This window comes from Moraxella atlantae NBRC 14588 (assembly GCF_001591265.1).
Taxonomy (GTDB): Bacteria; Pseudomonadota; Gammaproteobacteria; order Pseudomonadales; family Moraxellaceae; genus Faucicola; species Faucicola atlantae.
This window is the reverse complement of record NZ_BCUL01000015.1, coordinates 1-26,393: the sequence shown is the minus strand read 5'-3', so window position 1 is coordinate 26,393 and position 26,393 is coordinate 1. Positions and strand designations below refer to the sequence as shown.

21 protein-coding genes and 2 pseudogenes are annotated in these 26,393 nt (G+C 50.5%); 15 read left to right on the top strand and 8 right to left on the bottom strand.

The features are described from left to right. Positions 1-20: 20 nt before the first annotated feature. The 4 genes from folK to mazG all read right to left on the bottom strand — a co-directional run bounded on the left by folK (position 21) and on the right by mazG (position 4,187). Entirely contained in the window at positions 21-524 is a 504-nt protein-coding gene (gene folK / locus MA2_RS08360; protein WP_067058789.1) for a 2-amino-4-hydroxy-6-hydroxymethyldihydropteridine diphosphokinase, read from the bottom strand. Further along, positions 517-2,667 carry a polynucleotide adenylyltransferase PcnB gene (gene pcnB / locus MA2_RS08355; RefSeq protein WP_115254082.1) on the bottom strand — a complete coding sequence of 717 codons (2,151 nt, stop codon included), beginning with the start codon at positions 2,665-2,667 and terminating at the stop codon, positions 517-519. Before pcnB ends, folK begins: the two co-directional genes overlap by 8 nt. Before the next feature lie 256 nt (positions 2,668-2,923). Then, the gene (locus MA2_RS10915) at positions 2,924-3,328 is read right to left on the bottom strand and encodes a ComEA family DNA-binding protein (RefSeq protein WP_245945277.1); all 405 of its coding nucleotides are present in this window, start codon (positions 3,326-3,328) and stop codon (positions 2,924-2,926) included. A 28-nt stretch (positions 3,329-3,356) separates the two neighbouring features. Then, complete coding sequence (gene mazG / locus MA2_RS08345) at positions 3,357-4,187, bottom strand: nucleoside triphosphate pyrophosphohydrolase (RefSeq protein WP_067058786.1); 831 nt, start codon at positions 4,185-4,187, stop codon at positions 3,357-3,359. Between the two features lie 131 nt (positions 4,188-4,318). Here mazG and MA2_RS08340 point away from each other — a divergent pair, with 131 nt between their 5' ends. The 4 genes and pseudogenes from MA2_RS08340 (at position 4,319) to MA2_RS08325 (ending at position 8,861) form a co-directional block, all read left to right on the top strand. After that, positions 4,319-5,572, top strand: a complete 1,254-nt coding sequence (locus tag MA2_RS08340) for a nucleotide sugar dehydrogenase (RefSeq protein WP_067058784.1) — start codon at positions 4,319-4,321, stop codon at positions 5,570-5,572. A 70-nt stretch (positions 5,573-5,642) separates the two neighbouring features. Continuing rightward, positions 5,643-7,154 (top strand): phosphohexomutase domain-containing protein, encoded by a 1,512-nt coding sequence (locus tag MA2_RS08335; RefSeq protein WP_067058812.1) that lies wholly within the window; start codon positions 5,643-5,645, stop codon positions 7,152-7,154. 117 nt (positions 7,155-7,271) lie between these two features. Continuing rightward, a pseudogene (locus tag MA2_RS08330) lies at positions 7,272-8,438 on the top strand (RNA-guided endonuclease InsQ/TnpB family protein). Between the two features lie 24 nt (positions 8,439-8,462). Further along, entirely contained in the window at positions 8,463-8,861 is a 399-nt protein-coding gene (locus tag MA2_RS08325) for an ABC transporter permease (RefSeq protein ID WP_143821848.1), read from the top strand. 126 nt (positions 8,862-8,987) lie between these two features. Here MA2_RS08325 and MA2_RS08320 read toward each other — a convergent pair whose 3' ends face one another. Further along, positions 8,988-9,626 carry a thiol:disulfide interchange protein DsbA/DsbL gene (locus MA2_RS08320; protein WP_067058810.1) on the bottom strand — a complete coding sequence of 213 codons (639 nt, stop codon included), beginning with the start codon at positions 9,624-9,626 and terminating at the stop codon, positions 8,988-8,990. A 398-nt stretch (positions 9,627-10,024) separates the two neighbouring features. Between MA2_RS08320 and ubiG the strand changes: the two genes are divergently transcribed. The 5 genes from ubiG (at position 10,025) to nadB (ending at position 14,779) form a co-directional block, all read left to right on the top strand. Continuing rightward, positions 10,025-10,807 carry a bifunctional 2-polyprenyl-6-hydroxyphenol methylase/3-demethylubiquinol 3-O-methyltransferase UbiG gene (ubiG, locus tag MA2_RS08315; RefSeq protein ID WP_067058780.1) on the top strand — a complete coding sequence of 261 codons (783 nt, stop codon included), beginning with the start codon at positions 10,025-10,027 and terminating at the stop codon, positions 10,805-10,807. A gap of 13 nt (positions 10,808-10,820) precedes the next feature. Beyond that, complete coding sequence (locus MA2_RS08310) at positions 10,821-11,540, top strand: HAD family hydrolase (protein WP_245945278.1); 720 nt, start codon at positions 10,821-10,823, stop codon at positions 11,538-11,540. Positions 11,541-11,575: 35 nt separating this feature from the next. After that, the gene (locus MA2_RS08305) at positions 11,576-12,340 is read left to right on the top strand and encodes a YciK family oxidoreductase (protein WP_067058775.1); all 765 of its coding nucleotides are present in this window, start codon (positions 11,576-11,578) and stop codon (positions 12,338-12,340) included. Positions 12,341-12,434: 94 nt separating this feature from the next. Continuing rightward, on the top strand, positions 12,435-12,701 hold the full coding sequence (locus MA2_RS08300; RefSeq protein ID WP_067058773.1) for a DksA/TraR family C4-type zinc finger protein: 267 nt from the start codon (positions 12,435-12,437) through the stop codon (positions 12,699-12,701). Positions 12,702-13,105: 404 nt separating this feature from the next. Then, entirely contained in the window at positions 13,106-14,779 is a 1,674-nt protein-coding gene (gene nadB, locus MA2_RS08290) for an L-aspartate oxidase (RefSeq protein WP_067058808.1), read from the top strand. Between the two features lie 73 nt (positions 14,780-14,852). Here the strand turns inward: nadB and tmk are convergent, their stop codons facing one another. Beyond that, positions 14,853-15,482, bottom strand: coding sequence for a dTMP kinase (gene tmk / locus MA2_RS08285; RefSeq protein WP_067058769.1), 630 nt, complete (start codon positions 15,480-15,482; stop codon positions 14,853-14,855). A gap of 59 nt (positions 15,483-15,541) precedes the next feature. Then, complete coding sequence (gene mltG, locus MA2_RS08280) at positions 15,542-16,687, bottom strand: endolytic transglycosylase MltG (RefSeq protein ID WP_373279765.1); 1,146 nt, start codon at positions 16,685-16,687, stop codon at positions 15,542-15,544. A gap of 211 nt (positions 16,688-16,898) precedes the next feature. Between mltG and MA2_RS08275 the strand changes: the two genes are divergently transcribed. The 5 genes and pseudogenes from MA2_RS08275 (at position 16,899) to bamJ (MA2_RS08255) (ending at position 23,666) form a co-directional block, all read left to right on the top strand. After that, entirely contained in the window at positions 16,899-17,669 is a 771-nt protein-coding gene (locus MA2_RS08275) for a hypothetical protein (RefSeq protein ID WP_143821849.1), read from the top strand. A gap of 83 nt (positions 17,670-17,752) precedes the next feature. Beyond that, positions 17,753-19,237 carry a right-handed parallel beta-helix repeat-containing protein gene (locus MA2_RS08270; protein WP_067058764.1) on the top strand — a complete coding sequence of 495 codons (1,485 nt, stop codon included), beginning with the start codon at positions 17,753-17,755 and terminating at the stop codon, positions 19,235-19,237. Between the two features lie 510 nt (positions 19,238-19,747). Continuing rightward, the gene (locus MA2_RS08265; RefSeq protein ID WP_245945279.1) at positions 19,748-21,733 is read left to right on the top strand and encodes a M61 family metallopeptidase; all 1,986 of its coding nucleotides are present in this window, start codon (positions 19,748-19,750) and stop codon (positions 21,731-21,733) included. 115 nt (positions 21,734-21,848) lie between these two features. Continuing rightward, positions 21,849-22,625: pseudogene (gene bamJ / locus MA2_RS08260) on the top strand (BamJ family beta-barrel-assembly machinery protein); the annotation flags it as partial. 156 nt (positions 22,626-22,781) lie between these two features. Further along, the gene (bamJ, locus tag MA2_RS08255; protein WP_245945280.1) at positions 22,782-23,666 is read left to right on the top strand and encodes a BamJ family beta-barrel-assembly machinery protein; all 885 of its coding nucleotides are present in this window, start codon (positions 22,782-22,784) and stop codon (positions 23,664-23,666) included. 118 nt (positions 23,667-23,784) lie between these two features. On the opposite strand, the gene argA is transcribed toward bamJ (MA2_RS08255), so the two are convergent. After that, complete coding sequence (argA, locus tag MA2_RS08250) at positions 23,785-25,125, bottom strand: amino-acid N-acetyltransferase (protein ID WP_067058799.1); 1,341 nt, start codon at positions 25,123-25,125, stop codon at positions 23,785-23,787. Between the two features lie 459 nt (positions 25,126-25,584). On the opposite strand from argA, the gene MA2_RS08245 reads away from it, so the two are divergent. Continuing rightward, positions 25,585-26,220: a hypothetical protein gene (locus tag MA2_RS08245; protein WP_067058760.1), complete on the top strand. Its 636-nt coding sequence runs from the start codon at positions 25,585-25,587 to the stop codon at positions 26,218-26,220. Positions 26,221-26,393: the final 173 nt, after the last annotated feature.

Sequence of the window (26,393 nt, the reverse complement as noted above, 5' to 3'; positions counted from 1 at the left end):
TGCATAGATTTAGGTAGATTTCAATAAACAGTTAGTAACCCTTGCCAGTCTTGTGCAGCAGGTAACTCTGCCAGTCGTTGGCCGTTTACCGTCACAGCGTTGTCCAACTCCAGCAGCGGAATGACAACAAAGTTACGCAAGGTCAATTCAACATGCGGCACGGTCAAACGCGGCTCGTTGATGACCTTATCAGCGTACAGCAACACATCGACATCCAAGCTGCGCTCACCCCAATGCCGTACACGCACGCGCCCTGCCGCTTGCTCTAACGATTGGCAAAAATCCAACAACGCCAGTGGTGTAAGCGTGGTATGGGCGCGTAGCACCGCATTGATAAAGTCAGGCTGGTCAGTCACGCCATACGCGCGCGACTGATACAACGATGACACCGCCACTTGGTCAAAGTCTGCTGATTGCTCAAACGCTGCAATCGCACGCGCGATATGCTCACGCGGGCTACCCAGCGCATTGGCGAGGTTAGCCCCTAAGCCGATATAGCAGCGTACCCAATTGGTCTTAGTCATGGGTGGGTGTCTCGGTGGTTTTGCGCCGACGACGGCGCGGCGGCTGATCATCGGCTGCTGCACTGGCATCACTATCAGGCGCAGGCTTGGGCTTACGCGCGCGCTTGGGCTTGGCTGGCTGCTCGTTGTCGGTGCTGTCGGCTTGCTCGGCGTCTTTGGCGGCGGTGGTTTTGGCTTTGCGTTTTGGCTTGGTTTTGGGCTTACTTTCGGTAACGGCGTGATCGTCAGCAGGTTCGTTTTTGGGCTTACGCGCGCGCTTGGTTTTGGGTGGTATGCTTGTACCCGTTTTGGTTTCGGTGGTGTTGGCTTCGGTTGCGCTGATCGCAGTGCTTTGATTGTCAGTGATTACGGTTTCATCCACCAAATCAGGCTTAGGCACGCCAGCCGTAGCAAGCGCCTGTAGCGTGGGTGCTTGCTGAGCGGTTGCCAATCGCCGACGCTCTAGCACCGACAAGTCAGAACTTGGCACGCGATGGCGACGCTTGTTGGGCACACCTGTATTGGCAAGGGTGGTTGTGTTGCGATTGCGCCGTGAACGGTTGGCGCGTGAGTGCGGTTCATCGTCTGCGCTGGCGATTTCATCGGCAGCATCATCCGCTACATTGTCTAGCCAGACATCGGCGTGTTGGGTTTGCCACAGCGGTTCGGCAGGGGTGGCAGGCTTATCGTGGTCGGCAAGTGACAATTGGCGCAACTGGTCTTTTTCTAGCTGCTGCTGTTCGCTTAAGCCCTGATTGGTGTTAGGTTTATCGGGGTCGTTCGCCTGCGCATCGGTGTGATGATCCAGCGTGTGGGCGACGATGTTACCAAAGCGTGTACGCACAGCGTTGATGTCAAATTCATCAATCGCTTGCATCTGCTGCTTGCTGCCCAACGTCTGAAACCACGCCCACCAGTGCCCCATGCCGTTGGTGCTCTCATCGTCCAGTGTCACCGCCTGCCCGTGCTGCTCGGCAAGTGTGCGGTTACGCGCCTCGACTTGCTCACGCAACAGCAAAAAATCAAACGCCGCCCGAAAGCGCGGATTTTCAAACAGTTTGAGCAAATTTTTCTTACGCGGATTGGCAAGCCGTGTCTGCATCAGCCAAATATCCTTGATAAACTGCTCGGCGAACTTCGGCATGGCGGTAATCGGGCGTTGTTTGTCCAAAACCTTGTTGGCGGCTTGTACTTGCGCCTCGACAAATGGCGAATTTTTCTTATATTTTTCTAATAAATATAAATAGTTTTCCCACAAAATCGCAGCATAAAAAAATGCAGGATTGATACTTTTGCCGCCACCAATACGCTTGTCGGTGTTGATCATGACTTGCTCAACCAGTGGCGTGAGCATAGTCGGCGGATAAAACAACAACTGCGCCAGTGCGCCATAATCAAACAGCAGCGGCAGCAGCGCGCGCAGATATCCGCCTGTGAACATTTTTTGGGTTTCATCGTACAAACGATGGGGCGATACTTGCGCCAATAACGCCCAATTTTGGCTGCTAAACTGACGCTCAAGCGCGGCATCAAAACCAAAGCCCAATTTTGCCTTAAACCGCAGCGCGCGCAGCAGACGCACAGGGTCTTCTTCAATACGTTTTTGGGTATCGCCCAGTAGGCGCAGCACGCCTGCCTCAATATCAGCAAGCCCCCCACAAAAATCATACACCACACCATCAAGTGGCTGATAATACAGCGCGTTGATGGAAAAATCACGACGTACCACGTCTTGAAAAATATTGCCCCACACGTTGTCGCGGACAATCATACCGTCTTGGGTGGTGTGGTTGCTATCACTGGGTGGTGCGCGAAATGTTGCCACCTCAATCATGTCGCGCCCCGAATACACGTGACACAGCAAAAACCGCCGCCCGATAATCCGACAACGCTTGCCAAACACTTCTTTGATTTGGGCAGGTGTGGCATCGGTGACTGCGTCAAAATCCTTTGGTACAAGCCCAAGCAATGAATCACGCACGCCACCACCAACGATATACGCCTCAAAACCTGCTTGCGTCAGCGTGGCAATGACTTCTTTGATCGAATTGGGCAAATCGCCACGCTGCAGCCCAAGCTTGCGCGCGTCATGCGCGGCGGCTTTACGCGCTTGTGTGGGGTTAAAATTGGGGTCAAGCGTCAAGCCTGTACCCTGTGGTTGCATTGCGGTTTTACGAGAAGCGCGAGGGGAAAACGACGGGTTTTTTTTTGCCATGCACAACTGCCATTGACGATGTTTCAAGCCACGTTTGCAATATAGCTTGCAAACGGGTGGGATAATTCTTCAAAGTCGCGTGATTTGACCGTGAAGAGGTGGTGTTGACTTCCTCCCCTCCCTAAAGTGAGGGGATTCCTTCTACAAGACGATAAAAAGCGGTTACAACGGCTTAGTGTAACAAATTTAACTGCTTAAAGCACGTCTAGCGTACGCTTAAACGGTTGCGGTTTTTGTCCACCGTTGCCTTGCCAATGCCCTTGACACGCGCCAACTCATCGACACTGACAAACGGCGCGATCTGCTCACGGTACAGGATGATTGCCTGCGCCTTGCTTGCGCCAATGCCATCAAGCTGCACCAATTCGGCTTCACTGGCGGTGTTGAGGTTGATGGTTGATGGCACATTTGCCAACGGGTCAGCCGTCAGGGCAGTGGCACGCGCTGCACCCTGTCTACCGCGAGGCGCGCGCAATTGCAAAAACGCTTGCTCAGGCGTTAAAGTTGCCGCACAATCAGCCGCCAGCGCAGATGGTGTAAAACCATGCAACAGGCTCATTACCAACACACTGTTGGCTAAAAAATTGGCTAACAACTTGCTATTTGACACAGGCGTATGCTTTAAAAAATTTAAAAAATCAGCGGTTTTTTGAGAGGTTTTCAGCCTGTTTGGCTTGCTGCCACAGTGTGTCCATTTCTGCCAAATCGGTATCATCAAAGGTTTTGCCCTGCGCCGTCAAAGCGTCCTCGATGTAGCCAAAGCGCGACTTGAACTTATGCACGCAGCTTAGCGCGGCGGTTTCGCTGTCAATGCCAAGTTTACGCGCGATATTAACCAGTGCAAAAAAACAATCGCCCAATTCTAGCGTCAAGGCGTGGCGCGTGTCGGCATCCAGTGGGGTGGTCAAATCAGGCGGTAATACGGCTTTTAGCTCATTGACTTCTTCATCAAGCTTTGCCACCACATCGTCTAACCTGTCCCAATCAAACCCAAGTTTGCCTGCCGCCGCTTGCAAGGCTTGCGCTTGTTGTAAGGCAGGCGCGGCTTTAACGACATCGAGCACACGGCGTGGCGGCTTACCCCGTGCCGCACGTTCGGCGTTTTCTTGGGCTTTGATTTGCTGCCAACGTTCGGCAACTTGCGCCTCACTGGTCAAAACATCACGGTCAAAGACGTGTGGATGGCGGCGAATCAGCTTGTCTTGCAAGGTGTATATGACATCTCGCATGGTGAACTGCGATTGCTCAGCATAAAGCGTAGCATGAAACACCACTTGTAGCAGCACATCACCCAATTCGCCCTTGATGTCCTCACTGTCACCGTCATAAATTGCCTCGATGAGCTCGTAAGTTTCCTCGATAGCATACGGAATTAAGCTTTGGTTGGTTTGTTTTTTGTCCCACGCGCAGTCACGGCGCAGGCGTGCCATGAGTGCCAACAAATCAGAAAATTCACCCGTTGGTTGCATTGTCATATCCTTTTGTTATAATCAAGTCACGTTAATTGTAGCACGATTTTGCCGCACAAATTTAGCTGTCTGCCAAGTCGCCACTATAATGAATAATATTAAAAAAATCCATCACTTACGTTGCTACCCTCATGTCTCAATTATCCGCTATCTGTCAATTTGACCGCGCTTTTATCAGTGCGTTTTCACATATTATCGTCATTGGTGCAGGTTATGTTGGGCTGTCCAATGCTGTGCTACTGGCGCAGCGACAGCTTGCCACGCGTGTAACGTTGGTGGATATCAACGCCGAACGCGTGCACCTACTTCAGCACAACCAAGCTCCGATCCAAGACGCGCTGATTGGCGAATTTTTAGCCAAAGGCGATTTAAACCTCACCGCTGTGCTGCTAGATGATGCGGATTTTACCGCCGCCGATTTGGTCATCATCGCCACACCGACCAACTATGACGTTGCCACAGGCAAGTTTGACACCGCTTCGGTGACTAGCAGCATTGAGCGCGTGCGTGCCACCAATACCACCGCGCCGATTGTCATCAAATCCACCATTCCGATTGGCTTTAGTGCCACCATCGCCGATGACTTTGCCAATGTGCTGTTTATGCCAGAGTTTTTGCGTGAAGGGCAGGCGTTGTACGACAATTTGCACCCTTCACGGATCATCGTTGGCATTCAAGACACCCAAAACACCGAGCAAGTCACATTGGCGCAAAGTTTAATCGCCCTGTACCAAGCAGCCAGCCAAGAACATGACACGCCAAACCTTGTCATGCCGACTACCGAAGCCGAAGCCGTCAAGCTATTTGCCAATAGCTACCTTGCCACGCGTATTGCATTTTTTAATGAGCTTGATAGCTTTGCCGAAAGTTACGCGCTTGATAGCCGCGCCATCATCACAGGCGTTGGGCTTGACCCGCGCATTGGGCTGCACTACAACAACCCCTCGTTTGGCTATGGTGGCTACTGCTTACCCAAAGACACCCAACAGCTAAAAGCCAATTATGCAGGCATTCCTGCCAATGTTATTCACGCAGTGGTCGATGCCAACAACACACGCAAACGCTTTATCGCTCAGCAAATCGTCGCACAGCAGCCTGCCAGTGTCGGTATTTATCGCCTCAGTATGAAAAAAGATGCCGATAACTTTCGTGATTCGGCAATTTTGGATATAATTGGCATTTTGCGCCAACATGGCATTCCGCTACAGATTTATGAACCCAGTTTGTCCGCCAAAGGCGAAACCATGTTTGCAGGTTGTGAGGTGGTCGCGGATTTAGACACGTTTTTGGCGCGCAATGCGCTGATTGTTGCCAACCGTTGGCACGATGACTTGGCAACGGTGAGAGAAAAGGTTTATAGCCGCGACGTATTTGGCGATAGCTGATGGCTTCCAGTTTGATGTTAATTCAACGTTAATTTAGAGAAAATCCGTGAAATCTATACCTTCCACCCCGATTGATAGCGCACAAGCATACCATTTTAAACCCAATGACTTAAACCCACTGACAATCACTTCCTTTAAAGCCTATGACATCCGCGGTGAATTGGGCGTAAATTTAGATGAAGATATTGCCTACCGCATTGGTCGTGCGTTTGCCCAATTTTTAAAGCCAGTAGCAGCTTTCGACCATGCCAATGCTTCCGACGCTGATACCAGCAACCACGCCGCTCAACAAAACGCCATTGTCATCGGCTGTGACGTACGCCCATCAAGTGACGCGCTCAAACAAGCCGCCATCGCAGGGATTTTGGATGCAGGTGTTGATGTCATTGACTTGGGCATGACAGGCACCGAAGAAGTCTATTTTGCCACCAGTCATCACGACGCACTCGGCGGTATTGAAGTCACCGCCAGCCACAACCCCATCAACTACAACGGACTAAAACTGGTACGCGAAGGCTCACGCCCGATCAGTGCCGACACAGGGCTTGCCGATATCCGCCGTATCGCCGAAGCAGGTGAATTTGCCACGCCAAGCGCACGCGGTACGTACACCCTGCGTGATGATAAAACCGCATACATTGATCATTTATTAAGCTATATTGATGTGTCCGCACTCAAGCCTCTAACCATCGTTGTCAATCCTGGTAATGGCAGTGCCGCGCCCGTCATTGACCAAATCGAACAACGTTTTATCGCGGCAGATGCGCCAATTCGTTTGATAAAGCTCAACTACGCACCCGATGGCAGCTTCCCAAACGGTATCCCCAACCCGATGATTGTCGCCAATCGCCAAGTTACCGCCGATAAACTACGTGCCGAACACGCCGATTTAGCGATTGCCTTTGATGGTGACTTTGACCGCTGTTTTTTCTTTGATGAAAACGGACGCTTTATTGAAGGCACATATTTGGTTGGCGTATTGGCGCAGGCGTTTTTGGACAAAGAGCCACACGCCAACATCGTCTATGACCCACGCAATATTCTCAACACCGAAAACATCATCGCGCAAGCAGGCGGCGTACCCGTGATGAGCAAGTCCGGGCATTCATTTATCAAACAAATCATGCGTGAGCACAACGCGGTCTATGGTGGTGAAATGTCCGCGCACCATTATTTCCGCGACTTTAACTACTGCGACAGCGGCATGATTCCGTGGTTACTGGTCATTGAGCTACTGTCTAAATCGGGCAAGTCGTTGTCTGCGCTGGTTGATGAGATGATTACCGCGTATCCAATCTCAGGCGAAATTAACTTTAAGCTGACAGGCGTGAATGCCCAAGACGTGTTGGCAAAACTTGCCGAGACGTACACCACTTTTGATGATGGCGCAGCGACCATTAACACCATCGATGGGCTATCGGTAGATTTTGCCGATTGGCGGCTCAATATGCGCGCATCCAACACCGAGCCGCTACTGCGTCTTAATGTCGAAACCCGTGGCGATGCCGCCAAACTTGCTGCCAAAACCCAAGCGATTAGCGATTGGATCATGGCGCAGGGCGGACAATTGGCGGATCACTAAACACGTAAAGCCTTATCATCCGTTGCCGTAAAACCACCGACTTTAGGCGGTGGATATAAGGCAACTCCGAAACCATGCCTACACACAGAAACTTATTAAATATGTTAAACTAACCTCATGAAAACCCTCAAGCTACGCATAAAAGACAAACACACAGACCAACTAAACCGCCTAAGCGGTTTGGTCAATTTTGTGTGGAACTATGTCAATGACTTGAGTTACAAATACCTGCAAAAAACAGGCAAATTTTTTAGTGCCTATGACCTAAACGAATACACCAAAGGTAGCGGTGAACTGCTAGGCTTGCATTCTCAAACCATACAAGCCATTAACGAAACCCATGCCAAGTCGCGACGCCAATTCAAAAAGGCTAAACTTAACTGGCGAACCAACAACCCAAACTCAAAGCGTAAAAGTCTAGGTTGGATTCCATTTAAGCAATCCGCAATCAAGTTACTGGCTACTCATCAGACGGGTAAAAAAGGCTTAAAATCAACCCTACAGCTTAGTTTAGCCAAAGGACAAAAGCTCATCATCGACCTATGGGATAGCTACAATCTTGCTTTGTATGACCTCAATACGGTTGAAGTGGTGCAAGACAGTCGTAACCGTTGGTATGCCTGTATCACCATTAAAGACTATCCTAAAACACCATGCGGAACAGGTAGTGTCGGTATTGACTTAGGCTTAAAAGACAGTGCCACCGCCTCAAACGGCGATAAACTACAAATCAAGCAAACGCTCAAATATGCCAAAGATTTAGCCATTGCTCAACGTGCCAAAAATAAAAAACGTGTTAAGGCTATCCACGCCAAAATCAAAAACACACGCCAAGACCTCATCCACAAATTCACCACCCAATTAGTCAAAGACCATGCCCTAATCGTGATCGGTGATGTAAAAACCACCCAATTCAGCCGTAAAAAAGGCAAACTAGCCAAAAGCGTATATGACGCAGGTTGGTTTGAACTCAAACGCCAACTGACCTACAAATGCAAGCATGCAGGTTGCCGTTTTGAAATCGTATCAGAGCGATACACTACCTGAGGACGGCACTAGCGAAGCACTGCTTCGCCCGTCCGCAAGACAAGGGCTATGCCCGCCGTGACGTGTTCGTGTTGCGGTCAAATCGACAGCAACAGTCCAAAAGGTAGAGCAGGTTTGCGAATAAGAGAATGGACTTGTGCGAAGTGTGGCACATGGCATGATAGAGATATCAACGCCAGTAAGAACATTCTTGCGGTCGGGCTTGACCGTCTTGTAGAAGGAATCCCCTCACTTTAGGGAAGGGAGGAAGTCAATGTACTGGTGGCAGGTTTTAATCTAGTCTCAAGCTTGATGATGGTTGTGACCGACAAAAAAGCAGAAATTGCTATTTTAAAAACTATTGGCGCGACACCACGCATGATTCGTCAGATGTTTGTTGTGCAAGGTGGATTGATTGCGCTGGTTGGGGTCAGTGTGGGCGGTGCGTTGGGTGTGCTAGGAGCGCTCAATGTTGGCTGGTTATCGGGTTGGGTAGATCGTACCTTTGATCTAAACCTATTTGCCAACTATTATGTCACCCAACTACCTGCCCAAGTGCATGGGCTTGAGGTGGTAAGCATCATGCTAATTAGCGCGTTGCTTGCGGTATTAGCAACGCTGTACCCTGCGCACAAAGCTGCCAAGGTGCTGCCTGTGCAGGGGCTGCGTTCAGACGCTTAGCATAGCATGGTCTGCCAAACATGATTTGATACGCCAAATTTGATACGCCCAAACAACAACGGCTTAGCGATGTTGGCTAAGCCGCTGCTTTGTGATTTGTAAAAGGTTAGATGGTAAAAATCTGGTCTATTTAGCCGCTGCGCGTTCGGCACGGGCTTTTTTAACCAAATAATCCACCACCTGCGGCACGCGTCCATCTTCACCGCTGACCACGTATTTGCCATCGACCACCACAGCAGGCACGCCTGTGAGCTGATAACGCTGCGCGGCATCTACTGAGCGAGCAATGCGGGTATTAACGGCAAATGAGTTGTACAAATTATTAAATTTGTTGATATCTAGGCCTTGTGCAGCATACCACTTGCCAAGGCTGGCTTGGTCAAACAGCTTTTGACGATCTTTTTGAATGGCATCAAACATCGCTTGATGGGTTTTATTTTGGTAGCCCATGAGTTGCGCGGCATAAAATCCGCGTGCGTTTTGCTCCCATACGGGGTTGAGCGCGGCAGGCGTTTGCAAAAACACCACATCGGCAGGCTTGGTTTGCGCCCATTGGCGCATATATGGCTCAAGCTTGTAGCAATGCGGACAGCCGTACCAAAAAAACTCACGCACGATAATGTTATTGCCATCGATTTTTTCAGGATTGGCAAGCACGGTGTAATCTTTGCCAGCAACAAAATCTGCTGCCGAAGCAGGCAACGCTGCCAAGCCCAACGCGACCCCAACCGCTGCCCCCAATGTACGCATTGCAAATGTTTTCATGATCTTGCCTTTTTCAATCTTACCTTCAGTCATCAAGATGATCAGTCATCAAAGTGATGGTATTGAATCGACGCAATCGATCGATTCTAGATGATCTTATCTTATCATCTTGACCAGCCAATGCCAAAGCAAAACTGATAACCGCTAAAAAAATCCGACAGCGTGGCAAGGCGGCGGCAAGAATTGTCTATTTATGCCAATCCATGCGTCAAGCGTTCGCCACACAATCGCTACAGCCTGTCAGCAAAAATTTGCTACAATGCGTTGCAAGCGGGTTATTTTTGCTAAGACTTTTTAATAGCCATTTTTTCAACATCCATTTTTAAACATCCATTTTTAAACATCCATTTTTAAACATCCATTTTTAAACATCTATGTCTAATATCGATGGTAAGCCAATGAACCAAGCAGATCACAACCAACCAAATACGCACCACCCACATAGCCAAAACCCAAATAACCAAAATGTTGACGCGCAAGAAATCCAAAAATTTAATGACCTCGCCAACCAATGGTGGGACAAAAACGGCGCGTTTGCTACCTTGCACCAAATCAACCCCTTGCGCCTAAACTGGATTGAGCAGCAAGTCATCGCGCGCCAACAAGGCGGCTTGACGGGTAAAACCGTACTTGACGTTGGCTGCGGTGGTGGGATCTTATCGCACAGCATGGCAGAGCGTGGCGCGCGCGTAGTCGGCATTGATATGGGGCTGGCAAACATCGAGGCGGCAAAAATCCATGCCAGCCAAACAGGACAGGACGTGACTTACGACTGCGTGGCAGTTGAGGACTTTGCTACCCAGCACGCAGGCACGTTTGATGTCGTCACCTGCATGGAGATGCTTGAGCATGTGCCCAATCCGCAATCGATTATCGATGCGTGTTTTGCTCTGCTAAAGCCCAACGGTGTGTTGGTACTCTCAACGATTAATCGCAACCCCAAATCGTACCTGTTTGCGATTATCGGTGCAGAATATGTGCTGCGCTTGTTGCCACGCGGCACGCACGATTTTACCAAGTTTATCACACCTGCCGAGCTTGACCGTTTTACTGAGCACGGCGGTTTTCATCGGCAAGATTTGATTGGCTTGCATTATAATCCCATCACGCGCCATTACTGGTTGGCGCAAAATGTTGATGTCAATTACATGATGGCGGTGTATAAGCCCCATGCTAAGTAAAAGCAGACCAAGTGTGGCAAACGCGGACGCTCAGCCAGCGGTTTTATTTGACCTTGATGGCACACTGATTGACACCGCACCCGATTTTATCCGCATTATTCGTGCTATGTGTCGCGAACAAGGCTTACCGTTGCCCAGTGAGGCATTGATTCGTGAGCAGGTATCGGCAGGTGGGCGCGCGATGGTACGCGTGATGTTTGCTGAACAAGGCGTAAACCTTGCCGATGATGACCCCGTTTTGGTGACAAATCTGCAAGAATTTTTGCAGCGCTACGCGGCGGATATTTGCGTTGATAGCCGTGTGTATGATGGTCTGTTACCGCTATTAGCCACGCTTGACAAAAACGCGATATTATGGGGCATAGTGACCAACAAGCCGCGCATGCTGTCCGAAAAATTACTGGCAGCCATCGGCTTGGCAGAACGCTGCGCCGTGCTAGTCTGCGCTGATGACGTGGCAAACCCCAAGCCCGACCCTGAGCCGCTGTATCTTGCTGCCAAACAATTGGGCGTGCCGCCAAGCGCGTGCTTGTATATCGGCGATCATCTGCGCGATATCCAAGCGGGTAAAGCCGCTCATATGCCGACCATCGCCGCCGCGTATGGCTACCTATTGCCCGGTGAGCGCGACACCGTAAGTGACTGGCAAGCCGATGCAATCGCCCCAACGCCGCAAGCACTGGCGCAACTGGTGCAAGATTGGCTAAATATTGATCATGATGATGACACATGAATTTAGCAAAATAACTCACTTAAAAGGACAACGTAATGACTCACGATGAGCTACGCGCATTTGTACCACCTGCCGACTGTCTGCGCGGTAAAAACATCTTGGTAACGGGGGCAGGTGATGGCATTGGCAAGGTTGCTGCTTTGACATATGCCAACTATGGCGCGACTGTATTGCTGCTAGGCAAAACTGTCAGCAAGCTTGAAGAAGTGTATGACGCCATCGAAGCCGCAGGTGGTGCTGAGCCTGCTCTGTTGCCGCTAAATTTGGAGAGTGCCAGCGACACCGAGATGGTACAACTGGCACATTTGATCGAAAAAGAAGTGGGATATTTAGACGGCGTGCTGCACAATGCTGGGATCTTGGGCGTTTTGACACCGCTTGAGATGTATGATCCTACGCTGTTTGAAAAAGTCATGCGCGTGAACTTCACCGCAACGTTTTTACTCACCCAAGCCTTGTTACCGCTATTGCGTGCCGCGCCGACAGCGTCGATTGTGTTCACAGGTAGCGGTGTGGGTAGCCGTCCGCGTGCGTTTTGGGGAGCATATGCGTTATCTAAGTACGCGCTTGAGGGCATGTGCGATATTTTTACCCAAGAAACGCACACCACCACCCAACTACGCTTTAACGTCATCAATCCTGGTGCAACACGCACCCAGATGCGCGCCAGTGCCTACCCCAGCGAAGACCCCAATACCTTGCTTGCGCCCGATGATTTGATGGCAGCGTATGTCGCGTTGATGGCAGATTGTAGCCGCGATGTCAAAGGGCAGGTCATTGATTTACAGCCCAAAGCCTAACATCAATATTGGCTAAACCATTGAAACAAGCCATTTTTTACCCCATGTTATGTGAGTTAAAGCAATACTAAACGAGCAGCTAACGGGGGAGAAGATGGCAAGTGGATGGGCAGCCGATGGGGCAGAGCAAGAACAAATCAGCGCGACGATCGAAGACGCTATTGCACGCGCACGTCGCGCCTTGCCAACAGGTGAGAGCGCAGCGTTTTGCGAGGAGTGCGGACAGGCGATACCGCAAGCACGCCGCGATGCCATGCCTGGTGTGCATTATTGTGTGGCATGTCAGCAAGAGTTGGAGCAGCACCAAAAAGCCTTTGAGCTATTTAACCGCCGCGGCAGTAAAGATAGCCAATTGCGCTAACATCATACCATAGTCAAAGTCCATGCCAAAAACAGCAACGGCAATGGCAGGCAAGCGATTGCCGTTGTTGGTTTTTGATCGGGTTTTTTTAACACTAAAGTGATTAAACTGACGTTTGAAATAACAAAAAGTCATATTTACCAAAATAAAAACCATTCATCTAAATAAATCGGTAGAATATCGGGAAATTTTGACAGTTTATGCTAAAATCGTGCTATGCATTTGGTTGGCTTGTAATCATCTGCACGATTTACAAGTAGCCGTATTGCCAAAGGTTTTTGTCCACCGAGTACCCACAGATGATTGATTTGCCCCCAAGTGCTGTTGAGCCAAGCTTGCTGCCATCGCGTAACCGCAAAGCGGATAGATTTTTTGAAAGTGCCACACCAGACGCCGATGCTACCATGCGTCCGTTGACAGGCAGTGATGATGTTACGCATTTTGATGTGGTGATTGTCGGCGGTGGGGCGGCAGGTTTGACACTGGCATTGTCGTTGCCCAAACACCTCTCTGTTGCTATGTTGATGAAGGATGAGCCGCTTGAATCAAGCACCTATTACGCGCAAGGCGGTGTGGCAGCGGTGTGGGCACAAGATGACACGGTTGATGAACACATTGCCGATACGCTGATTGCTGGTGCAGGGCTGTGTCATGAAGAGGCGGTGCGCTTCACGGTAGAACACAGCCGCGAGGCGATTGAGTTTTTGTTGGCACAAGGTGTCAAATTTACCCTTGATGAAAACAGTGATGATTTGCATCTGACCCAAGAGGGTGGGCACAGTCGGCGGCGCATTGCCCATGTTGCCGATGCGACAGGGCGGGCAGTGGCAACTACCTTGCTTGAGCGCGTACGCGAGTGCCAAAATGTGACCTTGCTTGACCACATGGTAGCGATTGATGTTATCACCACCAACAGTTTGGCACAGCATTTTGATGCACCGTTTACTGAGCCCAATCGCGCGGTCGGGGTGTACGCGCTTGATACCAAGGCACATCGCGTATTGACATTGAGCGCAGGCTTTGTGGCGTTGGCGTGTGGTGGGGTATCCAAGGCGTATTTATACACGTCAAACCCCGATATCGCCACAGGTGACGGCATTGCGATGGCGTGGCGGGCAGGTTGTCGCGTGGCGAATTTGGAGTTTAACCAATTTCACCCAACGTGTTTGTATCACCCTGAGGCGCGGTCGTTTTTGCTGACTGAGGCATTGCGCGGCGAGGGCGCGTATTTGCGCTTGCCACCATGCGACCATCATCCCGAGGGCGAACGCTTCATGCTGCGCTTTGACTCACGTGGTGAGCTTGCACCGCGCGATATCGTCGCGCTGACTATTGATTTTGAAATGAAGCGACTGGGTCTGCGCCATGTATATTTGGATATTACCCACAAAGACCCAGAATTTGTTAAGGCGCATTTTCCGACGTTGTATACGCGATTGTTAGAATTTGGCATTGATATCACCCAAGACCAAATCCCCGTTGTACCTGCGGCGCATTACACCTGCGGCGGCGTGGTCGTCAATCGGCAAGGGCAGACCGATGTGCTTAACCTGTACGCGCTGGGCGAAACGTCATTTACGGGGCTGCATGGTGCCAACCGCATGGCGAGTAATTCACTGCTTGAGTGCTTTGTGTATGCCATGAGTGCGGCGGCACATATCCGCGACAGCCACGCGCACGCCGCGCCCAGCGTGCCGATGATTCCAATATGGCATATCCAGGACTATATCCAAGATAACGCCGATCAAGATGAGGCGGTGATTTTGCTGCAAAATTGGGATGAGCTGCGCCATACGATGTGGCATTATGTAGGGATCGTGCGCTCCAACAAACGCTTGCACCGCGCGCTGAGCCGTATTTTGTTGTTAAAACAAGAAATGCAAGACTATTATGGTAGTTTTGCGCTCAATAAAAACTTGATTGAATTGCGTAACTTGCTGCTGGTGTCCGAACTTATCGTCCGCTGTGCCCTACGGCGACATGAATCACGCGGACTGCATTACAATCGTGATTTTCCGCAATCCTTGCCCACCCCTGCCGATGTGGTACTGACACCTGCCATGCCGTCAGCGGTTTAAATAGCCAATTTAGTTAAAATTGGCTTAATCTAAGCGTCAGTTGGGTTAAATGTTTTTTTAAGATAACGTTATATTAGGGCAAGGCAGCGATGATCCTTGCCAACACCGCCTCTGTGTCACCTGTTGCATCAATGCGCTGTATGCGTTTGGGCGCGTGGGCTTGACAGTAGGCAAAGCCCTGATACACACGCTCAAAAAACGCCAGCTGCTGCTGCTCAAAGCGGTCAAGCATAGCTGTGTCTAAGTCTGCGCGGCGTTTGGCGCGTGCCATGCCTTGTGCAACGGGCAAATCTAGCCAAATCGTGCAATCAGGCAAGCGCGATACAAATTGCTCGGTCAAACTGTGGATTTTTGCCAGTGTATCTGCGTCGCCGTGTTTGCGCCCAAAACCTTGATAGGCAACGCTTGAATCAACAAAACGGTCGCACAGCACCCAACTACCTGCTGCCAGTGCAGGTAAAATCGTTTGTGCAAGGTGATCGGCGCGTGCAGCAAACATCAATAACAGCTCGCTGTCATCTGCTAGGTGAGTGGTTGGGTCTAGCAAAAGCGCGCGCAAACGCTCAGCAAATACGCTGCCACCTGGTTCACGCGTGGTCAGCACATCCATGCCTTGTGCACGCAAATGCTTGGCAAGGGCATTAAGCAAGGTGGTTTTGCCCACACCCTCGGTGCCTTCAAAGCTGATAAATCGTGCTGTCATATCGTCGTTCGCCTTTTTTACTTTTTCGCCTTTTTTACTTTGTTGAAAAACACGACAAGCTAATTACCCTGCGCGCGTTTTTCACGCAGCACGCGCAGATAATCTTGTACCGCGCGGTTGTGGTCGGTCAGGTTACTGGTGAATTTGTGCCCACCGTTGCCTGTTGCAACAAAATACAGCGAATCGGTGTCATTTGGATGCAGCGCGGCGTGGATAGAATCAATGCTAGGCAACGCAATCGGGGTAGGCGGTAAGCCGTCGATCTGGTAGGTGTTGTAGGCGGTTTTTTCGGCAAGGTCAGATTTGCGAATATTGCCGTCGTAACGCTCGCCCATGCCATAAATCACTGTTGGATCCGTTTGTAAGCGCATGTTTTTGCGCAAGCGATTGACAAATACGCCTGCCACCTCGTTGCGCTCGCTGGGTACACTGGTTTCTTTTTCGATGATCGATGCCATGATCAAGGCTTCGTATGGGTTGGCGTACGGTAAGTCTGCTTTGCGGTTTTGCCAGTTGTCCATGAGCGCGCTGTATTGGCGTTTGAACAGATCTGACAAAACTTTTTTGTCGCTGCTGCCTTCATTAAAGTAGTAAGTGTCGGGCGAAAACCAGCCCTCAAGGTTGCCATCGGGCATGTATTCGGCAGGTAAATCTAAGCCCAATTTTGCGGTATCGACGCGCTTGCCATCTTGGCTGATGACATCGTTGGTGATGCCGCTGTTGTCTTTGAGTACGCGATACAAGTCTTTGGCGGTTTTACCCTCGATGATTTGTACCTTCACAAACGCGACTTTTTCACCTTGTGCCAATACGTCCAAAAACTGGGCAAAGCTGGCATTGGCTGGAATTTGGTAGCTTCCTGAGTGCAGCGGCGTTTTGACGTGGGTTTTGATGTACAGTTTTGCCAACGGCGCGACAAACATGTGCTTGTCTTTGTCCCACTCGTCAATCAAGCCGTAGTACGTTTGCCCTTTTTCCACGGTGAGCATGTGTTTAGGTTCGTTGCTTGGCGCATACAGTGTCTGCTGGTAAGCATACGCCAACCAAGCCAGTGCCAACAATGGCACAATCAGCAACACCCACCGCCGTGTACGTCCTGTGTGTCGTCCTGCGGCGCGGTCAGTGAAGGCGCGTTTGGAGCGATCAAGCAGGTCAGGCTCGTTGGACGTTGGGCGTTTTGGGGTGTTGGGTGTGGGCATGGTCATGGGTGTCTGGCTAAAATTGGCAAGAATGTAGCAAGGTTTGGCTAAAATAGCAATGCTTAAAGTTTTACGTTTTGCTAGCCAAACCGTCACTATGTGCCAAATCCGCTGCCGATAAACGGCATGATCAAGTATTTGCCAACGTTGTCAGCTGTTCTGCTAGCTTTTATAATGGCTAAAAATTTGGGTAAATAAACTGGAAGTGACGCGCGTGTTGGCAAACTTGGGTCAGCTAAATTGGGGTCATGTGGGGTGGTGGGTCGCGCTGGCGGTGGGGGTGTTGGCGTGCTTACAAACGCTCAATGCCTACGCTGTGCCGCGCAGCCGTGGCGAGTTTGTGCGTTTGTGGCTACGTCTTACTGCGCGTAACGCCGTGTGGTGGTTATGGTGGCTGGCGATTTGGGCAGGTGCAATGCTGATGTGGGGGCATACCGAGGCGCTGACAGGTGGGCTATTGGTGCTGGCATTGACCGGTATCGGCTGGCGGCTGTGGTCAGCCAATCGGCTCAGTGTGCAGCAGCGCACGCTTGTCGCAAAAGATTTACCAAATTTGGCTATCAAGCAGCCCGTCACATTGGTGGTGGTGCATGATTTGCGTATTGGCGCATTTCGTTCTGCTGGTTGGCTTGCGCGTGTGGTGCAGCGTGTGAATGCGCTTGATACCGACGGTGTGTTGATCACGGGGCAATGGCTGGATGCAGCAGGCGCGGACGTGTTTGGCAAATTAATGGTTTTAAAAGCGCTCAATAAACCGTGCTTTGGATATTTAAGCGCAGCAGACAAGGCACGCGATGCCCAACTTGCCGCGCTTGAGCACGGTAGCGACCAGCGATTGGCGCAGATTTTGCCTGCGCTTGGTGTAAAATTGCTCAACGACGCAGCACCATCGCCACAAGCAACTTCGGTGTTGGCACAAACTGCGTTGGCGCTTGCTGATGTGTCGCCCACCAAGGCGACTTTACAGGTTATTTGTATTGATCCTTAATTTATCCCTTAAAATTGGCTAGCCCTTAAAATTGGCTAGCCCTTAAAATTAGCGCACCAACCACTTACAAAATCCAACAAACCATGCCCAACAAATCCAACCGACGTGCGCGTTACTTACGCTATACTGGTGTTGCTTTTAGTATGCTTGTTTTACTCATTGCTATGGGTATTGCCCAATTTTATTTTACCACCAGTCACGCGCAAGGTCAGCCGATGTTACCATCCACCGATGCTCGCCCAACATGGGCACAGATGATTAGCCAATGGGGTGAGGCATTGCTTGGCAAAATCGAGCAGCACAGCCACAGCAACACCTACCATGAGCCGCCGCCCAAATTTGCCGCGACGCGCGAAGCCATGCAAACGCTTGCGGCTAAGATGCGTGAATTTGTCCCTGCGCGTGAGCAAGCGGTTGATGAAAATGACGTGACCGAATTAGACGTACGTACGCTCAGCCATGGGCAAGTTGTGCCGATTCGTGGCAATGTGCGCTTGGTGCCTGCCAATGCTGATTTGTGGCAACAAAACATCAGCTTTGTCATCACTGACAGCGACACGACACTAGATTGTCAAGGCGCGTTGATGTCAAGCACCGATGACACCATCACCGCGATTGCCGTACGTACCCTGCCTGATCAGTCCACAGGCGTGCACAACGTGCGCATCAAAAACTGCCTCACACTGGGCTACAATCATGGCTTAATCATCGAGCAGCAAACGCCTGCCAACGCGCGTTACGAGACGCTGACCGCAGGCAAAACTACCCTGGCTGCCCAACGCGAGCAGTCGCCGCATGACATTTGGGTTGATAACCTACTGGTAGCTCATACACGCAGCAGCGGTATTTTTATTGGTGACCATGTGCAGCGCGTTGATTTATACGGCATTGGTGTGGTTAAGGCAGGCACGGTTGGGCTGTATTTTGAATTTGGCAGTGGGTATAACACCGTTAGCCACAGCTATTTTAGCCAAAATGGCTTTCGCATAGGCAAACCGAACCGTGAAGCCATCGCGATTGATTCATCGGTCAATAATCGCATCGAGTATTCGCACTTTGATCACAACGGCGCAGGCGGCATATTTTTGTACCGCAATTGTTTTGAACATGCCGATGACCCTAGCCGTAGCAACCACTTTTTACGCACACAAGGCAGCGATGGCAACCAAATCGTGCACAATGTATTTGCCAATGAACCCGTTAGCGTGTGGATTGCTGCCCGTCAATCGCGCAACCTCAAAGGCTTTGCCTGTGGCGCGTACACCATCAGCGAAACGCCGTTTGCGCGTTATCACCTCGATGAAGCCGAGCGCAACCAAGTGCTCAACAACGATTTTACCAGTGGTAAAAATGCCATTATCATTGAGGATGATAACAACCTTGTGCAAGGCAACTGTTTTGCCAGTGACCTTGAGCAGCCTATTGTCATCGGCTCAACCATTCGCGAACAGTCCAGTGAGGGCGTGGTCAAAAATAACCGCATCTTGGACAACCGCTGTGCCAATGGTGCGCGCCAGCCGACGATTGAATTTGTTGGGCATAGCCAAGCCTACACGCAAACGCAATAGCTTTTATCCCCAACAAGAACCGCTGACTTGACTTCCTCCCCTCCCTAAAGTGAGGGGATTCCTTCTGCAAGACGGTGAAGCCCCACCGCAAACCTAAGACAATGGCAACCGCCCGTACGACACACCGTACATCTTAGGTTCTTATTTCAAGCTAATCCTACCGTTAGGATTGTCTTAGACACGAATTAGCTTAAGTGTGTGTTTGGAAACGTCTTACCAGTTAAGTTACTGCGTACTCGCAATTTAGTCTTAACTTAACTGTGGAATGTAAGACATTGAATATAGTGAGATGAGTATAGCAAAACTCATCGCATTTAACAATTGCCTTATATCCACCGCCTGAAGTCGCAGGTTTACGGCAACGAATGATAAACGCTAAAAAGGTGGCTGCACAAGCGCGCGCGCACATGCTACAATGACGAACATTTATTCTTTAATTATGTGCGGTTGCATCGGCTGCTGCTATTTTGCCTATAGTTGCCAGTCTGATTGAACCGTTTTGGTGGTCGTATGTCCAAACCGATGCCAATTGCTTATCAGTTGGATTTTAGCCGTTTTCGCCTGCATTTGGTCGATGTCACGTTGCGTTTTAGTGCGCATGAGGACAACCCTGTGCTGTGGTTGCCAACGTGGATTGCAGGCAGCTATCTGTTACGCGAGTTTGCCCGTCATATCGGCACGGTGACGGCACGGGTGGGCGATGATTTAGCCACCCAACGCCTTGTCAAGCTGGATAAAAACCATTGGCAAGTGCAGGCAGGCGCAGGTGATTTGATAACCGTCAATTATGAAGTCTATGCTTATGATTTGTCGGTGCGCGGTGCGTATGTTGATGAGACGCGGCTGTATGGCAATTTTGCTGTGTTAGCATTGGCGGTGCAGGGGCTAGAGCAGTCGCCTATTACGGTGGATTTGTTGTGCCCGTTGGATTTTGTTGCGATCAATGGTGGTGAGGTTGGTTTTGCCTGTGCGTTACCGTTTGTTGATTTAGATCAGTTTGATGAAATCGAAGAACTGACGGTGGATGTGGCAGATTGGCAGGCGTTTGCTGTTGATGAAATGGCTGATAATGATGAAGCCGAGGCGCAATTTGAACCAGATGATGATGCTAAAGCCGATATCCCTGCCAGTGTGTGCTATTGCGTGCAAGCAGATGATTATGAACACTTGATTGATAGTCCGTTTGAAATTGCCGAACAACGCGCGTTTGATTTTGTGGTACAGACCGCTGATCGGCAAGTGCCGCACCGTTTTGTGATTTCAGGGGTATTTGATGCGGATTTAAACCGCTTGCAACAGGATTTGCGCCAGATTTGCCAGACCTATGTCGATTGGTTGGGCGATACGCCGTTTGCTGATTATGTGTTTTTGACTATGGCAACGGACAATGATTATGGTGGGCTTGAGCATGCCGCTAGTACCAGTCTGATCACGCCGCGTGATGATTTGCCCAGCGTCTATGAGCCTGCCGCGCCAAGTGATAACTATCAGCGGTTTTTGGGCTTGTGCAGCCATGAATATTTTCATGCTTGGTGGGTTAAGACTGTGCGCCCCGATGTCATGCTGACTGATGACTTGCATGCCAATTTGACGCGCGAGGCATATACATCGCTGTTGTGGGTGTTTGAGGGTTTTACCAGTTATATTGATGACTTTATGCTGCAAGCGGCAGGTGTGATTACGCCAGCGCGTTATTTAAATTTGCTTGGCGAACAAATCAACCGCTATCACCAAACAGCAGGACGCGCGCACCAAAGCGTGGCAGAGTCGAGTTTTGATGCGTGGATTAAGCTATACCGCAGTGATGAGAACAGCGCGAATGCAGGCGTAAGCTACTACAACAAAGGCGCGTTGGTGGCATTTGGGCTGGATATTACCCTGTTGCAGCATGGCAGCCGTTTGTTTGATGTGGTCAAAGCCTTGTATCAGCGCAGCCAGCAAGCAGACACGCACTACAAACGCCTTGGGCTGTCGGTCGCACTGCTGGATGAAGTCATGGCAGAGTTTTTGCCCGTTGAGATTTGGCAGGATTTTAAAGCCCGTTACATCGACGGCACAGACGAGCTAGCACTGGCAGACTGGCTTAAAGCGGTGGGCGTGACGCCAAAACATGAGCACGACACCAACGCAGGCGCGGCATGGGGCATGCGATACAGCGCCGATACGCAAGGCATCAAGCTGCAACGCGTGCTACGTGATGGTGTAGCGGCGCAGGCAGGGCTATCGGCGCATGATATCATTATTGCTATTGATGGGCTAAAGGCAAGCGAAAAGCGCCTCACCGCCACCACCAAAGCGCAAGCTGTCACGGGTAACACCAGTTTGTGCCATGTGTTTCGTCGTGATGAGCTGCTGCTGCTAGAGGTGAGTGCACCAAACGCCAGCCAACAGCCAATGGCTAAATGGCAGCTTAAACTGACCACCGAGGCAGGCGACGTAAGCGACGCGCCATTGACCACCGAGCAGCAACGATGGTTGCAGCCACCTTTGCGCTGATTTTAAGCGTTTGATGGTTAAAAATTAATTTTTACAGATTTGTTGTCAAGGATACCGTATGAGCAACCAAACCACCAAAGCACAGCCCCAAAAAACCACCACCCAAACCACCACCGTGCGCCCTGCCGAGCATGGCAACAGCAAAGCGTTGCCGATTATTGCCGCGTTGGTGCTTGGCGGTTTGGCACTATCGCCGATTTTTTTGCATAGCTTTGGCAATGCACCGCAAGCCGCTGAATTTGGGCGCAGCGCGTTTACCCAAACCGATGGCGCGCCAACTGCCAATGGGATTCATCCTGCCAGCGATGAGGACACCAAAGTCGGCTACAGCCTAGGCTACATGATGGGCAGCAACGTGCACGACGTTGCCTCAGACTTGCGTGTGCAGGACATCGTGCAAGGTTTGCAAGATGGCTTTGCCAATAAACCCACCAACATGACCCCCGAGCAGATGCAACAAACTGTCATGGCATACGAGCAACGCCAAACCGCCAAAATGCTACAAGACAACCTTGCCAAAGGTGAGGCGTTTTTAGCTCAAAACGCCAAAAAGCCCAACGTCAAAACCACCGCGTCAGGCTTACAATATGAAGTGCTGCAAGAAGGTACAGGCGCAAAACCCAAAGCCACCGATATCGTAGCCGTGCAGTATGAAGGCAAAACCATTGACGGCAAAGTATTTGACAGCTCTGCCAAACACGGCGGCGAACCTGTCGTGTTTCCGCTTAACCAAGTCATCCCTGGTTGGACAGAAGGCGTGCAGCTGATGAATGAAGGCGCGAAATATCGCTTTTATATTCCTGCCAAACTTGCCTATGGCGAGCAGGGCGCACCAGGGGCAATTGAGCCAAACAGCGTGCTGATTTTTGACATTGAGCTGGTGAAAGTCAATCCGACTACCGACAGTCCTGCAGAACCACAAGGCGCAGTACAAGGGCAGGAGCAGGGTTTAGACGCTGCCACCATGGCAGAATTGCAACGCCAGCTTGAAGCCCAAATGGGCGCAGCGTCTGCTGCCCAATAACCAATCACCAAATAGGACAGCATTATGTCACTTTTGCCCAAACATCCAGCGCGCGCGACAGGTTGTGCTTTATCTGTGGCGATTGCTGCTGTTATGCCCAATCAGTTTGCCCATGCTGCCATTGTTAAAATGGCCAAAACAACACCCCAAGCCGCTGCTTTAATGCCAACCAAAGCCGCGCAAACAAGCCAAACCGCGTCACGCACTACCAGTGAAACCGCCAACGTCACACCGTCACGCTACTTGCCTACCACCAGTACCGTACAGCCGACCAGCAGTGAGATTGACCAAGTCAGCTACAGCTTGGGCTATCTGATGGCAAACGGCAACAAAGATATCGTGGATGACTTGGTGTTGGACGCATTTTTTCAAGGTTTTCGCGACGCTTACCAAGACCGCGACGCAACGCTGAGTAAGGCGCGAATGCAGCGTGTGTTACTTGCCTACCAAAAACGCAAAGAAACCGAGTACGCCAAGCAAGTCGAACAAACCGCCGCCGATAATGCCCAACAAGCCGAACAGTTTTTGCGTGATAATGCCAAACAAGCAGGCGTACGTACCACCGCATCGGGTCTACAATACCAAATACTCAAAGCAGGCACAGGCGCGCGCCCAACCACCAGTGACAATGTCAAGGTACACTATGAGGGCAAGTTGATTGATGGGACAGTGTTTGATAGCTCTTACAAGCGCGGCGAGCCTGCTACTTTTCCGCTTGACCAAGTCATTGCAGGCTGGCGCGAAGGCGTGCCACTGATGCAAGTTGGCGCAAAATACCGCTTTTTTGTTCCGCCTGCGCTCGGCTATGGCGCGCCAGGCAGTGCTGAAATCGAACCTAACAGCGTACTGATTTTTGACATTGAGCTGCTAGACATCAATCCAAAGCCAGCAGCGCAAGATAAAAAATAAACCAAAGCGTCTTGAGCGTCTTGGGATACACACTCAACGCCATAAAAAAAACAGCTCGATTTACAACAATCGGGCTGTTATACTTGGTTATAATACCTTGAATAAAATCAATAAAAAATTACAAATCCTTTTTTAGCACTTTAGAATTGCGCCCGTTGTGATAGCTTACCAAACGCTTGGCAGGTAGCTGTTCGGCAGGCACTTCCACAAAACCTTGCTCAACAAACCAATGTGCCGTGCGTGTGGTCAGCACAAACAGCGTATTGATACCATGGCTACGCGCTTGCTGCTCCAAAAACGTCACCAAATCCGCGCCACGATTGCCCTTGCGGTAATTGGGGTGCACTGCCACACAGGCGACCTCGGCAGCATCATCTGATAATGGATACAACGCCGCGCAGCCAAGTACCATGCCGTCGCGCTCAATCACGCTAAAATACTCAAGCTCACTTTCTAGCCGCTCACGCGAACGGCGCACCAAAATGCCTTGCTCCTCTAGCGGCTCAAGCAATTCAATCAGACCCACCACATCATCAATATCTGCGCGGCGAATTTCTTCATACGGATCGTGCGAAATCAACGTGCCCGAACCATCACGGGTGAACAATTCTTCAAGCAGTGCGCCGTCTTTGGCGTATGAAATAATGTGCGTGCGGTGGATGCCGTGCTGACATGCCTCGCTAGCGGCTTGCAAGAACCGACCCACCTCGCTATCTAGCGGCGTATCACGCAAGTAGCGCGCGACTTCATGCGGAATCATCTCCTTGAGCAGCTGCCCTTTGGCGTTGGTGATACCCGTGCGCTCACCCAAAAAAATCAGCTTATCGGCGTGCAGGCAAATTGCCGTTTGCAGCGCGACATCCTCCGCCAACAAGTTGAACACTTCACCAGTAGCAGAATAGCCCATTGAGCCTAAAATCACCACATGGTCATGCTGCAGATTGTTGCGAATTGCCTCGGCATCAATCGCGCGTACCTCGCCTGTAAACTGATAATCCACGCCATCACGCACACCATATGGGCGCGCGGTGACAAAATTGCCCGACACCGCATCAATGCGTGACCCATACATCGGCGAATTTGCCAATCCCATGGATAACTGTGCCTCAATTTGTAGGCGAATCGCGCCCACTGCTTGCAAAATCGCAGGCATGGCGGCAGGTGGCGTAACGCGCACGTCATTGATGGTCGGCGCATCAATGTGCTGTTGGCGCAGGTTTTCATCAATTTGTGGGCGCGCACCATGCACCAACACCAGCTTAATGCCCAAACTGTGCAGCAATGCCAAGTCATGAATCAAATTGCTAAAATTGTCATGCTGTACCGCCTCACCATTGAACATGATGACAAAGGTTTTGCCACGATGCGTGTTGATATATGGCGCAAAATTGCGAAACCACGTCACATATGCAGGCGTACTGCTGTTGTCATCGGTTGGGCTGTCGGGCAAGTCAATCATAGCATGATAAGCAGGGGTAGAAGTTTGCGTAGGATGAGGGCTTAGCAAATCGGTTTGGTTGGCGTTTGACATCATGATGATAAGGCTGATCAAGTGAAAATAAAATAATCCCATCAAGTTGGCGCAAAACCAAGCAAAACGGGCAGAAAGATAAAATACATTAATTTTCCATAGTAGGCGAATTAAACCATAAAGTAAATAAGCGTTTGCCAATTTTGCGCAGCGGTGTGGCAGGTACCGCCAACTGTGGTGATTTAGTAACGCAAGCGGCAAGCAGATGGGCAATAGGTGTGTTTGGGCGCAAAGTTTGCTATGCTAAGCGCGTGCTGATCGTTTGTTGGTTTGGTTTATTTTATTGGTTAAAATCTTTTTGCTAAACCGATTTGGTTTGTCAAACACACAGGCGAGTGGCAAACTTTTAAATTTTTTTAACAAATGAATAACTAGAGGAATTGCTCCATGTTAAAAACCACTGCCAAATTTGCCGCGCTGCTTGCCGCAGGTGTGCTATCAAGCCAAGCGTTTGCCGTATTGCCTACCTTGACCGCCGACCCAAACTCTAACAACGCGGCATACAATGGCTACAACACGGGTAGCTACACCAGTGCCACTGCACAGCCTGTAATGGCCAGTCCGCAGCTAACCAATCTAATCAGCGGCAACCAAAGCGTACCACGCGCACCTGCCGCCAACAATGCAGCCTTGATCAGCCGTGTGTTGGCGTCTGTCGTTGGGCGTGACGCGACAGGGCAAGAAGCCCTCAGCCCTATTACCCCACAAACTCAAGTGGCAAGCGGCAATGTGCTTGAGTATCGCGGTTACATCACCAATCAAGGCAGCGAGCGTGTGCGCAATATGAAAGTCACCTTTGATATCCCTGCCAACATGGAGCTGATCAGCCAAGCGGATCTTGAGCCTGCGCGCGCCCGCGGTAGTGTCGATGGGGTGAATTTTCAGTACATGCCACTAAAAATGAATGTCGGCGGTGTGTTGCAAGACGTGCCGATGTCACAATATCGCGCCGTGCAATGGGAAATTCCAGGGCTAGGTTTGAATGAAGTGGCAATGGTCAAATACCGCTTGCGGGTCAAATAATTTGATTCAAAACAGGCTAAAAAAACCGTCGATATCACAGACGGTTTTTTTTAGCTTAACCATCAGCGTTGTGGCACTGTTACATTGAGTGTTAAGCAGATCATTTTTGCCATGACGGTTTTTTATCATTCGTTGCCGTAAACCTGCGACTTCAGGCGGTGGATATAAGGCAA